This window comes from Leadbetterella byssophila DSM 17132, from assembly GCF_000166395.1.
Classification (GTDB): domain Bacteria; phylum Bacteroidota; class Bacteroidia; order Cytophagales; family Spirosomataceae; genus Leadbetterella; species Leadbetterella byssophila.
Genome location: NC_014655.1, coordinates 2,037,627 through 2,050,293 on the forward strand (window position 1 = coordinate 2,037,627; position 12,667 = coordinate 2,050,293).

Genomic DNA, 12,667 nt, shown 5'->3' on the forward strand with positions numbered 1-12,667 from the left:
TAAGGGTTTCAAAAATTTTGCAGCCAGAATCAGGAGAAGAGGCTCCTGCCCGACTGGGTGTATAAATTCAAGATTGTTTTTTCAATTTCGGTACAGTGAACTCTACAGGACAATCCATACAGGTAGTACCAGAGTTCGACACATTCGAATGGTAGACCTGCACATTTCCGCCCCCAAGAATGGAGTTAGAGAAATCCAACTGATTAAGACCTTTCGCTGATGGGCCCGGATCCGAGCCATTATTAAAGAGACGTACTCCCTCCCTACATTGTCCATCAGAAAAAGTAAAAGTGAATAGTAGCAAAGGCTGATTGGCATTCAAATTGATAACACCTCCACTCGTTTCTAAAGAGTGAAAATCTGAGGTAGTTGCCGCCTCAGGCTTAGCCAACCATTTTATATCAGACCAATTCCCGGCCTGTACACTTTGAACCTTTAAAGGAGAATCCGGAGCGGATGCGGGCACTACAACTCCTACCTTGGCTTTCCCTAATGGGAAGTTCTTTTGAGTGGTAGGAGAAATGGCATAAACCTCATATAATGAAGTTTTTGCATTCCACTGGAGATTTAATCGTACCTGGCCCTGTACAAGGTTTGAGAATGTTAGAGCCATCAACAATAAGAAAAAGTTTTTCATACCAGACTTCTTTATGGTTCCTCTCCTAGGCGTAAGGAGACAAAATATCTTTCAATACTGCAATTACCATGCCATAAGTAGTTGGAGCCCCAGATTCACTTTTTCTATCTCATTGATTTTTTCGTATTTACAGCCCTTATAAAGGGGATTTCTTGAAGAATTATATTTGTACCAAAGCAAAACTTTCCCAGTTTTATCCTATTTTCGCAAACACTTGTTCAACCCATCTATGAAAAATAAATTCCTCCTGCCTTTTATCTTGGTAACCAGCCTCTTCTTCATGTGGGGCTTAGCCAATAACCTAACCGGCATCCTTATTCCTCACCTTAGAAAAGCTTTAGAATTAAGTAATACCCAAAGTACTTTGGTAGACACAGCAGCTTACCTGGCTTACTTTATTGCAGCCATTCCCGCGGGTTTGCTTTTGAAGAAAGTGGGTTATAAAAACGGAATTTTGATAGGCTTGTTAGTCTTTAGTTTGGGGTGCTTTCTATTTGTCCCGGCAGCAAATACCAGAGACTTTGGACTATTCTTAGGAGGAGCATTTATAATAGGAATTGGGTTGGCCACATTAGAAACCGCAGCGAATCCCTACGCCACAAAACTGGGACCGGAAGAAACCGCTACCACACGCTTAAATTTTGCTCAGTCTTTTAATGGCTTAGCCGCTACTGCAGCTCCTTTCCTCGGAACCATCTTTATACTATCGGGAAAAGACTACTCCCAGGAAACATTGGGAGAAGCAGAACGATTAGCCTATTTACAAATGGAAGCAAACTCCGTAAAAGGTCCCTATATCACAATAGGAATTACACTACTCGTTTTGGCTATCCTTTTCTCCTTAGTTAAATTCCCTAATGTAGAGGATAAGCAGCAAAACGGCGGAAGTTTTACCGGAGCATGGAGATCTCCCCTACTGCGCTGGGCAGTTTTAGCTCAGTTCTTTTATGTAGGTGCGCAAGTCTGTGTAACCAGCTTTTTCATTCGAATGGCCATGGAAGGAGGAGGAATGACGGAAAAGGAAGCTGGTTCTTATCTGGGAATCTATGGCTTACTTTTCATGATAGGGAGATTCGCAGGAACAGCTCTCACTAGGATTATCCCAGCCGCCAAGCTTTTGGCCATCTATGCGGCTATTTCCTTTGCATTATGCCTGATTACTATACAATTAGAAGGCAATCTTGTGGTATTCGCATTAGGAGCGCTAGGCTTCTTCTTGTCCATCATGTTTCCTACCATATTTGCCCTTGGAATTCAAGGACTAGGAGAGAATACAAAACCTGGTTCTTCTTTACTCGTGATGTCCATCATAGGTGGTGCCATATTCCCCGTAATCATGGGATACCTCATTGATAATGCAGGAGACCACATACAAGTGGGCTATTATATCCCTCTTTCCTGCTTCATTATCATCTTCCTTTTTGCCCATAAAAATCTAAAAAAAGCATGAAAAGATTTGCCCTGGTACTCGATCTAATAGATGATCCTCAACTGATCAAAGAGTACGAAGATTATCACAAAGAGATTTGGCCGGAAATCAAAAAAAGCATTAAAGATTCCGGAATCTTAAATATGGAAATCTATAGATTTTCCAATAGACTTTTTATGGTGATTGATGCTGAAGACGACTTCAGCTTTGAAAACAAAGCAGCTTTAGATGCCGCTAATCCTAAAGTGCAGGAATGGGAAGAATTAATGTGGAAGTACCAAAAAGCACTGCCGGAAGCCAAACCTGGTGAGAAATGGCTTCCCGCAGAGAAGATCTTTTCCTTATAGTTCAGGAAAGGATTGACGGAATTTTGCAAATTGTGCTTCAGTAAAGACGGCTTTCAATTCTTTGTGATAATTTTCTCTGGTACTAGTTGCTAGACTTTGATCATTGTTCTCTCTACTTCTCTGTAGAAGTTTTTGATGGACCAAATTAATGCTCAGCACCTTCTCTTCTTGAGTCTTATTCAATTCCAAAACGGACCTCATCCGATTTGTAATCTCCCGAGCTTTAGACTCCGGACTAACTGAGGTACTGCTGCTTCCACTGCTACTCATACTACCTCCCGTAGCACAAGCACCTAAAGTAAAAGCTATAAACAAGATACTAAGCCATCTTTTCATAGTTTGTGTTATTTAAGTTAAAAAAAATCAATTCCTGACAATTTACAATTAGACCCTATATTAAAATAAAGGTTTAAGGATAATATGCATTTCCTACTTCATCAAAGTAGTAATTAGATATTTCGCCAATTGTGTAATTAACCCCATTATACTGCGCTCCTGCTATTATTTGTAGTACTTCTTCCTTCCAGACCTTTCGAAAAATAGGCTTCATGGTACCGCCAAAAGCTCCCACATCAGCCAGAGGATTCCACTGGTATTGAGCATCCACAATAGTGCCTCTAGGTGCCATTATAGGCGGAAAACCAAAGCCCCTGTAATCCAATTGATGTGGATGGGGCAAACCTAGAGCATGTCCAAACTCATGAGCGGCTGTAGTACTCTTTCCCAAATCATCACTTACTAGCCAATGTCCCGAATTTTTACCCAAACCCATCATGGAACGCTCATAAATATTCTTCTCCTCTATTCTAACGAAATTTACCTCACAGGAGTCGTTTCCCTTCATTAAGGCCCGCACATTCTCGCCCACAGAGACCCTAATATCAAATTTCACAGGTATTAACCACTGGGGATGTACCACTTCAGGGGCATTCCACATCTGATTAATTTCATTCTCAATAGCTACAGCCAATTCCTGATCCGCAAAACCTCCATATAGGTAGATTTTAGCAGATATAATAAAGACCTCATCCGTACGGTACGCTATCGCAGACATATTTAGAAAGGTACGTATACCACCTTTTTGGTCTCAAAGAATTCCTCTTCAAAGAAATCTTGAAGTGGGTACACCTTATATTTTCTTTTGATCTCTTTTAGTTCCTCGTTAAGATCCCCTCCTTTGAGATACAAGATCCCATTGTCTAAGGAACTGAAGTGATTCCTGTTGAATTTATTTCTTACCCACCCAATAAACGGCTCCATCCTGGTCACAGCTCTGCTGATCACAAAATCATAGGTATCTCTTAATTTTTCAACCCGCTCATGCTCAGCTTTCACGTTCTTCAATCCTAAACCATTAGCCACCTCCTGCACTACCTTGATCTTCTTACCTACGGCATCCACCAAATGAAAGTTCACCTCCGGAAATAGTATAGCCAAAGGAATTCCAGGAAAACCTCCGCCAGTACCTACATCCAGAACGTCAGAATCCGGAGCAAAAGTACATACCTTCGCTATACCCAAAGAATGAAGGACATGACGCTCATACAAACTATCAATGTCCTTACGGGATATCACATTAATTTGTGCATTCCATTCTTTATAAAGATCTTCTAATCTTTCAAACTGATCTTTTTGTTCCTCTGTCAATTCAGGGAAATATTTATAGATGATATCTGCCTTCACTTTACCATTATTTTTCACAAAGATACGTGCTTTTGCAGAATCCGTGGAATTACCGTATTTTTGAATTTTAAACATCCGATAAATGTCTGTCCAAATAGGTTCTATAGCGCAATTGCTTCCAACTTTCATTTCTGAAAATTCCTACAGTAGAATTGCAGTCGTAGTAGATAAAAATACCAAAAGGCATTGCTATCCTAAAATCAAATACCTTCTTCCAAAACATCTGCTCATTGCAGTTAATGAAGGTGAAGAATTCAAGAACATCTCGAGCTGCGTAGAAATATGGAGTAAACTGACGGAAGGGGAATTTGACAGACATTCCCTAGTCATAAACCTAGGAGGTGGAGTAATAGGAGATATGGGAGGTTTTGCTGCGTCTACTTATAAAAGAGGAATAGATTTCATTCAAATCCCCACCACTCTACTTTCTCAAGTGGATGCCAGTGTAGGAGGAAAACTAGGAATAGACTTTGAAGGATTCAAGAACCATATAGGGGTATTTACCCTTCCCAAAACCGTATTAATTGACTCCACTTTTTTGAAATCCCTTCCATTCAGAGAACTAAGATCCGGATTCGCAGAGGTCATCAAGCACTGCCTGATCAGAGATGCGGCAATGTGGAATAAGATTAGGAAGATGGAATTAGCTGAAATGCCTATGGACGAACTTATCGCCCATAGTGTAGAGGTTAAGAAGGCGGTAGTAGAAGAAGATCCAAAAGAAAAGGGATTGAGAAAGATCCTGAACTTTGGACATACCATTGGTCATGCCGTAGAAACCTTTTTCCTGGATAAGAAAAGATTACTCCATGGAGAAGCTATTGCCATAGGAATGATCTGTGAATCCTACATTGCTTATACCAAAGGCATGATCTCTGAATCTGAATTAGGGGAAATTGAGGAGTTTCTTTATTCCGTCTACGGAACGGTAAATATACAGGAAGCAGATTTTGCCAGCATCATTGCACTTACAGCCCAGGATAAGAAGAACAAAGGATCTAAAATATATGCCGCTCTTCTAAAGGGTATCGGAGATTGTGCTTATGATGTCCAACTTACCAAGGTGGATATTATGAAAGCGCTTAAATACTATAGCGGAATACTCTAAATATATATCATCATGTCAACTCGTAGGAAACTGGTCATACTGCTATTCGCTTCATTATTTGCCATTATCCTACTGTTCAGTGGCTTTATATATTATAACCTCATTGAGTATTCTTATGTAGATTTTCATTCGAGATTGCACACCCGAGCTCAAGCTACCGCCAGAATAGAACTTGAGCAAGATCAGGAGGTGGATGTACTCAAACAATTTAAAGCTGAGTACCTAGAAAAATTGACGAATGAGAATCACTACATCTTTCGGAAAGATACTCTTGATCTACAGGATGCCGCAGAAAAACTGGGGGTCCCTCAGTCGTTTTTACAAGAAACCATACGTGATGGCGACCATTTCTATAAAAAAGGAAATACCTTCTATAATGCTATCTACACCCACTATCCGCATGGAGATTACCTGGTAATCGTATCTGCTGAAAACTATTATCACACCCACCATGAGGTTTATCTGAGACAATTACTCGTAGGAACCATCATCTTCGCCGTCTTATTGATCTTTTTCCTATCGTATTGGATTTCTAACCGGATCAGTAAACCCTTACATGAGATTTCTACAAGGGTAAATGAAATTGGCACAGATAAACTACACCTCAGAATACCTGAAGAGAACCTGCCGCATGAACTGGAGATTCTAACCAAGTCGTTTAACATCATGTTAGACCGATTAGAAACCTCCTTCGAAGCGCAAAAGAATTTTGTATCAAATGCCTCACATGAATTCAGGACTCCGTTAACGGCCATCATAGGTCAGGCAGACTTGGCCCTCATCCGGGAAAGGGAACCCCATTTTTATCAGGAAACCCTTAAAGTCATACTAAGCGAAGCGGAGAAATTGAATAATAAAACGCAAGCCTTACTCTTCCTGGCTCAAACCGGATTTAAGAAAACCCAACTTCAATTCGAAGAGTTGAGGGTAGACGAATTACTGCTGGAATGTAAAGAGACCTTCAATAAGATTGACCCGCAAAATAAGATCTATCTTAATTACCAAAACCTTCCGGATCATCATCAAAAGTTGCAGATCAAAGGCAATAAACAATTGCTCACCCTTGCCATCACTAACATCATGGGGAACGGTATCAAATATTCCAATAACCAGATCGTGGAAGTTAGTTTGGACTGGTCTGATCCTTATATCTGCATTAAAATAGCTGATCAAGGTATAGGAATTCCCGAAAATGAGCTACCCTTTATCTATGACCCCTTCTTTAGGGCCTCCAATACAGGCGACTTTGAAGGATACGGTATTGGATTACCTTTGGCACGTAATATTGTCCGTCTTCACAAAGGAGAATTGCTTATTTCTACCAATGAAAAAGGTGGAGTTACTGCCGAAATTAAAATCCCATTAAGACTGAATTAGAATCCTATTAGAATCAAAAAACTAAGGAATTGAGGCTAAAAAATTGATGTTAACCCTGCAAAAGCATCAATTTTATGAAGTCAAAATATCTTAAGAATTTAAAGTATGATTTACCGGCGGGTCTGGTGGTGTTCCTTGTGGCACTCCCTCTGTGTTTAGGTATCTCTCTTGCCTCAGGCGCTCCCTTCTTTAGCGGTATCATAGCTGGAGTTATAGGCGGAATAGTGATTGGGGCTTTGTCAAATAGTCAATTAAGCGTGAGTGGTCCCGCAGCCGGATTAGTAGCCATTATCATCTCCGCTATCTCTACTTTAGGAACTTTTGAGGCATTCCTATTGGCCGTAGTATTGGCGGGAGCTTTTCAAGTAGTTCTGGGATTCCTAAAAGCAGGAGTATTAGCCTATTATTTCCCATCCAATGTGATCAAAGGGATGTTATCCGGTATTGGAATCATCATTATCCTAAAACAAATACCTCATGCTTTAGGCTATGACGTGGAAGGATTCAATGAAATGACGAACTTCATCAAAGAAGACGGAAGTACGGCATTTGGTAGTCTTTTCTCCGCCTTTGACCACATTAGCCTTGGAGCCACTTTGATTTGCTTTATTGCCTTAGGAATTATCATAGCGTTTGAATCTCCAAAACTAAAAGCAATATCTAAATTAGTTCCCGGTGGTCTGGTGGCTGTTGTAGTCAGCGTACTCGTAAGTGAACTAATATTCAAGTCCATACCTAGCCTCCAAATTGAACAAGAACACCTGGTGAATGTACCTGTAGCAAATTCCTTTAACGAAGTTCTAGGATTGTTTACTTTCCCTGACTTTTCCAAAATCTTGGACTCCCAAATATGGATCGTGGCTTTGACCATCACAGCTGTAGCGTCTATAGAAACCCTACTTTGTATTGAAGCAGTAGACCAGCTAGACCCTCAGAAGAGATTCACGAATAACAATAGAGAATTAGTTGCTCAAGGCATAGGTAACATCTCTTCAGGATTAATAGGGGGACTTCCTATCACATCTGTGATTGTAAGAAGTAGTGCGAACCTGAATGCAAATGCAAAGACAAAGGTTTCTACCATTTTTCACGGTGTACTTTTGTTCGCCTCTGTATTATTGATTCCTACTATCTTAAATAAAATCCCTTTATCATCTCTTGCGGCCATCTTAATCTTCACCGGTTACAAGCTAGCAAAGCCTAGCATCTTCAAAGAAATGTTCAGTAACGGTAAATACCAGTGGAAACCTTTCGTAGTAACTGTAGCCAGTGTAGTCATCTTTGATCTATTGATTGGTGTGGGAGTAGGTCTTGCCTTCAGCGTTTATTATATACTTAAAGGCAATTTCAAGAATTCCTTTTTCTATCAGAAATCAGAAGATGGCCCCATCCGCATGGTGCTTTCTGAGGAGGTATCCTTCCTTAACAAAGCAAACATCAAGGAATCCCTTGAAGCCGTCCCAAAAAACAGCTCGATCATCATTGATGCTACTAACTCTACCTATATTGATTTTGACGTATTACAAGGAATCAAAGAATTTGTAGACTATAAATCAAAGTATAGAAATATAGAGTGCCAATTGATCGGTTTCGATAAACAATTCTCCTTAACTGAAGTACCAGCAGCAGCACATTAACCTATGGAACCTATCAATAGACTATTAGAAAACAATAAACTTTGGGCACAAAAAACGAAAGAACGTGACCCCAACTTTTTTGAAAATCTGGCAGAGCAACAAACACCCGAATTCCTCTGGATCGGGTGCTCAGACTCCAGAGTCCCTGCAGATATATTAACCGGCACACGACCCGGCCAGATCTTTGTGCAAAGAAATATCGCCAATCTGGTAGTACACACGGATGTAAACCTGTTGAGCGTACTGGAGTACGCCGTAAATTATTTAAAAGTAGATCATATCATTGTTTGCGGTCACTATAACTGTGGAGGTGTCAAAGCGGCCATGAGTCAACAAAACTTTGGTATCATCAACAAATGGGTGAGAAACATCAAGGACGTCATCAGAATCCATTGGGATGAATTGAATGCTATACAGGATGAGCAGGAACGTTTTAACCGACTAGTAGAGTTAAATGTACGCGAACAAGTATTTAATTTGGCCAAAACCAGTATCATACAAAGCGCATGGAAGAACAGACAAGGTCCTCAATTGCACGGGTGGGTATACGGAATAATTGATGGTATGGTGAAACCCATATTAGATATGACCCATGAGGATGAAATAGATCCAATCTATGCCTTTAATCTTTAAATTCTTTCTTGGCATTTAGATACCCCTTTATAACTGTGAAGGTAGTGATGGCTAGGAAGAATAAGATGATGTAATGAACATAGTCTATGATAAAAGGGAATTTATTTCCTAGTAAATACCCTCCACCTACTAAAGTTAAAGTCCAAATGGCTCCTCCTATCAGATTATAAATGGTAAACTGGATAAAGTTCATACGAACTAATCCGGCCAATATGGGAGCGAAGGTTCTGACAATGGGGAGGAATCTGGCGATAATCAAGGTCCTATTTCCATACTTCTCGAAATACCTGGAAGTTCTTTCCAGGTATTTTTGTTTAAAGAAAAGGGAATCCTTCTTATTTCTAATCTTATCTCCAAAGAACCTTCCGGAAATATAACCCGTATATGATCCCAGCACCGCGGCCGCAAATACTCCAAAAAGTACCAAAAGGATAGGTTGCTCCAAATGCTGTGACGCCACAAAAACCCCTGTTAAAAAGAGGAGATAATCTCCTGGAAGGAAGAAACCAAAGAACAGACCGTTTTCAACGTACACAATCAGTAAAATGGCCAGTAGACCACCCGTCTGAATGATCTCCTCAGAGTTCATTAGATAGTTGAAAAAGGCACTAATTTCTTCCATTGCTAATAAAGATATACACCACTTTGGGTTTCATCAGATAAGATAACCTGAACGTGATCCGTCAAGGTTGTAGATAAACTATAACCTACGAAATCAGCTTTAATGGGATATAAAGGATGATTGCGATCCACCATAACTGCCACCTGTACCTTCTTTAAAGGTATAGATAAAAATGGTCTCAAGCAAAAAGCTAAAGTTTTTCCTGAATTTAAAACGTCATCTACTATCACTACCGACTTATTTCTAAAAGTATCCACCTTACATTCAATCTGAATATCAGGCTGAGAAGTAGCATTCTTATCAAAGGTAAGTTTTGCTATAGTTACTTTCAAAGAGGATATAGCTGTTAAATAGTTCACAATGATCTCAGCCAGAACATATCCTTCTCCTACTATACCCGCTATAATAACCTCCTGCTCTTCCGTATTATTTTCCAAAATCTGGTAAGCCATGCGTTTAGCTTTTTGAAGGGTCTTCTCACGAGTCAGCAATAAGGCTTTTGACATAAAATAGAAATATGTTACTAATGCAAATTTAACCATTCCAACTCAAAATACTTGTTAAAAAGGGGATAACTCAAATATATTTATGGGGAATGGCCCGAAATCACCCCTAATTTTCTAAATTTGCAGGTCGAAAAAGAGAGGTATGATCGTAAAAACAAAAAAGTTCGCGTTAGATAAGAAGCATTATATCAAGAAAGCATTTGTTAGCCAATTGAAAAAGGTTAAAATCTGGTTTCTTATCCCTGCTGCCGTGGCAGTTTTGGGTTTAGTATTAAATTTTACAGGTGTTTACAAAAACTGGTGGATCCTGATCACAGCCATTATAGGTGCATTACTGTTCGCAGGTTTCTGGTATCTACAGTTCTACGCCGCTACTCAATTGGAACAAAACAAACAGATGTTTGACAAGTTCGCCTACGAAGTAGACAGCAGTAAGATCATGGTAAAACTAAATGCCAAAGAGGGAGGAATTATCAAGTGGGATATGATCTCCTCTGCAGAAAAAGACGAAACAGGTTTCTATCTACACATGGGAAGAGGGCAGTTCCTTCACTTCCGAAATGACGTCTTTAATTCAGAACACGATTTCAAATTATTTGAATCTATCCTTCGAAGAAAGAATCTTCTTTAATACATAAGGCTTCCTCTCAAAGGAAGCCTTTTTTATTCTCCCATTTCGAATATAGCACAAAAAAAATAGGGTTCCCGAAGGAACCCTACCTATTTTCTGACTTAGTCGATTACAGTCTGAAGTGCGAGAACGCTTTGTTCGCATCTGCCATTCTGTGCGTATCGTCTTTCTTCTTAACAGAAGCACCTTCACCCTTAGAAGCGGCAATGATCTCTCCTGCTAATCTTTCTGTCATGGTTTTCTCACCACGCTTACGAGCGTAGCCGATCATCCATTTCATACCTAAAGACTGTTTACGTTCAGCTCTAACTTCAGTAGGCACCTGGAAGGTAGCACCACCTACTCTACGGCTTTTAACCTCAACAGAAGGCATTACGTTACTCAAAGCTTTTTTCCAAACTTCAAGTCCGTTCTCACTTGTTTTTTTCTCAACAATCTCTAAAGCACCGTAAAAAATGCTATAAGCTAGCGACTTCTTACCGTCATACATCAGGTTGTTCACAAATTTGGTTACAGTTACATCCCTAAACTTCGGGTCAGGTAACACGTAACGCTTTTTTGGTTTTGCTTTTCTCATTTCTTAAATTTTTAAGAAGGTTTCGTTTAAAGAATTAAACTAATTCACATTCGGTAAAAAACTGAATATTACTTCCCTATATATCTGATAATCAGAGTCTATAAAGAATTATTTTTTCTTACCTTTTGTTGGAGCTGCGGCTACCTGACCTGGCTTAGGACGTTTCGCACCATACTTAGAGCGACCTTGCTTACGGTTATTCACACCGGCTGTATCCAATGCACCACGAACGATGTGGTAACGTACCCCTGGAAGGTCTTTCACACGGCCACCTCTAATCAATACGATAGAGTGTTCTTGAAGGTTATGACCTTCACCCGGAATGTAAGCGTTCACTTCCTTCTGGTTCGTCAAACGTACACGAGCTACTTTTCTCAAAGCCGAGTTAGGCTTCTTAGGAGTAGTAGTGTAAACGCGTGTACATACACCACGACGCTGAGGACAGGAATCCAATGCCGGAGACTTCGAATTGTACTGTAAGGTCTCTCTACCTTTTCTTACTAACTGCTGTATAGTAGGCATTGTAAACTGTTAAAAATTAATTAATTAAATTATATTATCCCATTTTTGGGAGTGCAAAGTTAACACTTATTATTTAATTATAAAACCTTTACCTCATTTTTATAGGGATTTTTAGCCCTCTCCCACTTTCTCTTTAAAGTCTCAGCCTTCCTGACTATTTTTGATACCCAATCAACTTCTATCTATGTTTAAACTGCAACAAAAAGTAGCCATCGTTACAGGCGGCGCAAGTGGAATAGGACTCGAAATCTCGCGCACTCTAGCAAAATTAGGTGCCATAGTGCATATTTTTGAAGTCAACCTGAATCTCGCTGAAAGAGAAGCAGACCTGATCAATGCTAATGGAGGAGTAGCCATTGCTCATAAAGTAGACGTGTCCATCCAAGAAGACGTTAAACGTGCAGTTCAACAAATCAATAGCATAAAGCCTATTCAAATCCTGATAAATAATGCAGGTATTTCTCATATAGGTAATGTGGAAACTACTTCTGAAGCCGACCTTGACCGGATTTACAATGTTAATATCAAAGGTGTTTACAATTGCCTGCACGCCGTAATTCCTTATATGAAAGAAAATGGTGGTGGGGCCATTGTAAATATGGCCTCAATAGCAGCGTCCGTGGGCTTGAATGATCGCTTTGCATACTCCATGAGCAAAGGCGCCATCAGAGCGCTGACCTTCCAAGTAGCTAAAGATTATCTTCCCTTCCAAATACGTTGCAACTGTATCTCCCCCGCTAGAGTTCATACCCCTTTCGTGGACGGATTCTTAAAGAAAAACTATCCAGGGAAAGAAGCAGAGATGTTTAAAAAACTCTCCCTATCTCAACCTATAGGCAGAATGGCTAAACCGGAAGAAGTGGCAAACCTCGCCGCTTACCTAGTCTCAGATTCCGCCGGATTTATTACAGGCTCTGATTATCCCATCGATGGAGGATTTATACGATTAAATAATTAA

At 40.0% G+C, this 12,667-nt stretch carries 16 protein-coding genes; 8 read left to right on the plus strand and 8 right to left on the minus strand.

The genetic code is table 11. The annotated features are described in order from the left end of the window. Positions 1–67 precede the first annotated feature (67 nt). Positions 68–637, minus strand: coding sequence for a hypothetical protein (locus LBYS_RS09550; protein WP_013408672.1), 570 nt, complete (start codon positions 635–637; stop codon positions 68–70). Positions 638–866: 229 nt separating this feature from the next. Here LBYS_RS09550 and fucP point away from each other — a divergent pair, with 229 nt between their 5' ends. Both fucP and LBYS_RS09560 read left to right on the plus strand, forming a co-directional pair. Beyond that, a complete protein-coding gene (gene fucP, locus LBYS_RS09555; protein ID WP_041823567.1) occupies positions 867–2,087 on the plus strand; it encodes an L-fucose:H+ symporter permease in 1,221 nt (406 codons plus the stop codon). Beyond that, positions 2,084–2,413 (plus strand): L-rhamnose mutarotase, encoded by a 330-nt coding sequence (locus LBYS_RS09560; RefSeq protein ID WP_013408674.1) that lies wholly within the window; start codon positions 2,084–2,086, stop codon positions 2,411–2,413. Before fucP ends, LBYS_RS09560 begins: the two co-directional genes overlap by 4 nt. Here LBYS_RS09560 and LBYS_RS09565 read toward each other — a convergent pair. The 3 genes from LBYS_RS09565 to rsmG all read right to left on the minus strand — a co-directional run bounded on the left by LBYS_RS09565 (position 2,408) and on the right by rsmG (position 4,171). Next, entirely contained in the window at positions 2,408–2,749 is a 342-nt protein-coding gene (locus LBYS_RS09565) for a DUF4890 domain-containing protein (RefSeq protein ID WP_013408675.1), read from the minus strand. The genes LBYS_RS09560 and LBYS_RS09565 overlap by 6 nt on opposite strands. Positions 2,750–2,822: 73 nt before the next feature. Further along, positions 2,823–3,467 (minus strand): zinc metalloprotease, encoded by a 645-nt coding sequence (locus LBYS_RS18285; protein WP_013408676.1) that lies wholly within the window; start codon positions 3,465–3,467, stop codon positions 2,823–2,825. A gap of 2 nt (positions 3,468–3,469) precedes the next feature. Further along, complete coding sequence (gene rsmG / locus LBYS_RS09575) at positions 3,470–4,171, minus strand: 16S rRNA (guanine(527)-N(7))-methyltransferase RsmG (protein ID WP_013408677.1); 702 nt, start codon at positions 4,169–4,171, stop codon at positions 3,470–3,472. A gap of 7 nt (positions 4,172–4,178) precedes the next feature. On the opposite strand from rsmG, the gene aroB reads away from it, so the two are divergent. From aroB to can, 4 genes are all read left to right on the plus strand, one after another. Continuing rightward, positions 4,179–5,204, plus strand: coding sequence for a 3-dehydroquinate synthase (aroB, locus tag LBYS_RS09580; protein ID WP_013408678.1), 1,026 nt, complete (start codon positions 4,179–4,181; stop codon positions 5,202–5,204). 12 nt (positions 5,205–5,216) lie between these two features. After that, on the plus strand, positions 5,217–6,581 hold the full coding sequence (locus LBYS_RS09585) for a sensor histidine kinase (RefSeq protein WP_013408679.1): 1,365 nt from the start codon (positions 5,217–5,219) through the stop codon (positions 6,579–6,581). A gap of 74 nt (positions 6,582–6,655) precedes the next feature. Next, positions 6,656–8,218, plus strand: coding sequence for a SulP family inorganic anion transporter (locus LBYS_RS09590; protein ID WP_013408680.1), 1,563 nt, complete (start codon positions 6,656–6,658; stop codon positions 8,216–8,218). Positions 8,219–8,221: 3 nt separating this feature from the next. Then, a complete protein-coding gene (gene can, locus LBYS_RS09595; RefSeq protein ID WP_013408681.1) occupies positions 8,222–8,851 on the plus strand; it encodes a carbonate dehydratase in 630 nt (209 codons plus the stop codon). On the opposite strand, the gene LBYS_RS09600 is transcribed toward can, so the two are convergent. Next, positions 8,841–9,473, minus strand: a complete 633-nt coding sequence (locus LBYS_RS09600; protein ID WP_013408682.1) for a DedA family protein — start codon at positions 9,471–9,473, stop codon at positions 8,841–8,843. The two genes, can and LBYS_RS09600, sit on opposite strands and share 11 nt — an antisense overlap. 2 nt (positions 9,474–9,475) lie before the next feature. Then, the gene (locus LBYS_RS09605; protein WP_041823569.1) at positions 9,476–9,979 is read right to left on the minus strand and encodes a phosphoribosyltransferase family protein; all 504 of its coding nucleotides are present in this window, start codon (positions 9,977–9,979) and stop codon (positions 9,476–9,478) included. 142 nt (positions 9,980–10,121) lie between these two features. Between LBYS_RS09605 and LBYS_RS09610 the strand changes: the two genes are divergently transcribed. Continuing rightward, positions 10,122–10,610 carry a YcxB family protein gene (locus tag LBYS_RS09610; RefSeq protein ID WP_013408684.1) on the plus strand — a complete coding sequence of 163 codons (489 nt, stop codon included), beginning with the start codon at positions 10,122–10,124 and terminating at the stop codon, positions 10,608–10,610. A 109-nt stretch (positions 10,611–10,719) separates the two neighbouring features. Here the strand turns inward: LBYS_RS09610 and rpsG are convergent, their stop codons facing one another. Both rpsG and rpsL read right to left on the minus strand, forming a co-directional pair. After that, on the minus strand, positions 10,720–11,187 hold the full coding sequence (gene rpsG, locus LBYS_RS09615) for a 30S ribosomal protein S7 (RefSeq protein ID WP_013408685.1): 468 nt from the start codon (positions 11,185–11,187) through the stop codon (positions 10,720–10,722). Positions 11,188–11,295: 108 nt separating this feature from the next. Further along, complete coding sequence (gene rpsL, locus LBYS_RS09620; RefSeq protein ID WP_013408686.1) at positions 11,296–11,709, minus strand: 30S ribosomal protein S12; 414 nt, start codon at positions 11,707–11,709, stop codon at positions 11,296–11,298. Positions 11,710–11,893: 184 nt separating this feature from the next. On the opposite strand from rpsL, the gene LBYS_RS09625 reads away from it, so the two are divergent. Continuing rightward, positions 11,894–12,667: an SDR family NAD(P)-dependent oxidoreductase gene (locus LBYS_RS09625; RefSeq protein ID WP_013408687.1), complete on the plus strand. Its 774-nt coding sequence runs from the start codon at positions 11,894–11,896 to the stop codon at positions 12,665–12,667.

Coding starts and splice junctions, on each gene's coding strand:
- LBYS_RS09550 (WP_013408672.1), bottom strand. CDS start 637: ATGAAAAACTTTTTCTTATTGTTGATGGCTCTAACATTCTCAAACCTT.
- fucP (WP_041823567.1), top strand. CDS start 867: ATGAAAAATAAATTCCTCCTGCCTTTTATCTTGGTAACCAGCCTCTTC.
- LBYS_RS09560 (WP_013408674.1), top strand. CDS start 2,084: ATGAAAAGATTTGCCCTGGTACTCGATCTAATAGATGATCCTCAACTG.
- LBYS_RS09565 (WP_013408675.1), bottom strand. CDS start 2,749: ATGAAAAGATGGCTTAGTATCTTGTTTATAGCTTTTACTTTAGGTGCT.
- LBYS_RS18285 (WP_013408676.1), bottom strand. CDS start 3,467: ATGTCTGCGATAGCGTACCGTACGGATGAGGTCTTTATTATATCTGCT.
- rsmG (WP_013408677.1), bottom strand. CDS start 4,171: ATGTTTAAAATTCAAAAATACGGTAATTCCACGGATTCTGCAAAAGCA.
- aroB (WP_013408678.1), top strand. CDS start 4,179: ATGTCTGTCCAAATAGGTTCTATAGCGCAATTGCTTCCAACTTTCATT.
- LBYS_RS09585 (WP_013408679.1), top strand. CDS start 5,217: ATGTCAACTCGTAGGAAACTGGTCATACTGCTATTCGCTTCATTATTT.
- LBYS_RS09590 (WP_013408680.1), top strand. CDS start 6,656: ATGAAGTCAAAATATCTTAAGAATTTAAAGTATGATTTACCGGCGGGT.
- can (WP_013408681.1), top strand. CDS start 8,222: ATGGAACCTATCAATAGACTATTAGAAAACAATAAACTTTGGGCACAA.
- LBYS_RS09600 (WP_013408682.1), bottom strand. CDS start 9,473: ATGGAAGAAATTAGTGCCTTTTTCAACTATCTAATGAACTCTGAGGAG.
- LBYS_RS09605 (WP_041823569.1), bottom strand. CDS start 9,979: ATGTCAAAAGCCTTATTGCTGACTCGTGAGAAGACCCTTCAAAAAGCT.
- LBYS_RS09610 (WP_013408684.1), top strand. CDS start 10,122: ATGATCGTAAAAACAAAAAAGTTCGCGTTAGATAAGAAGCATTATATC.
- rpsG (WP_013408685.1), bottom strand. CDS start 11,187: ATGAGAAAAGCAAAACCAAAAAAGCGTTACGTGTTACCTGACCCGAAG.
- rpsL (WP_013408686.1), bottom strand. CDS start 11,709: ATGCCTACTATACAGCAGTTAGTAAGAAAAGGTAGAGAGACCTTACAG.
- LBYS_RS09625 (WP_013408687.1), top strand. CDS start 11,894: ATGTTTAAACTGCAACAAAAAGTAGCCATCGTTACAGGCGGCGCAAGT.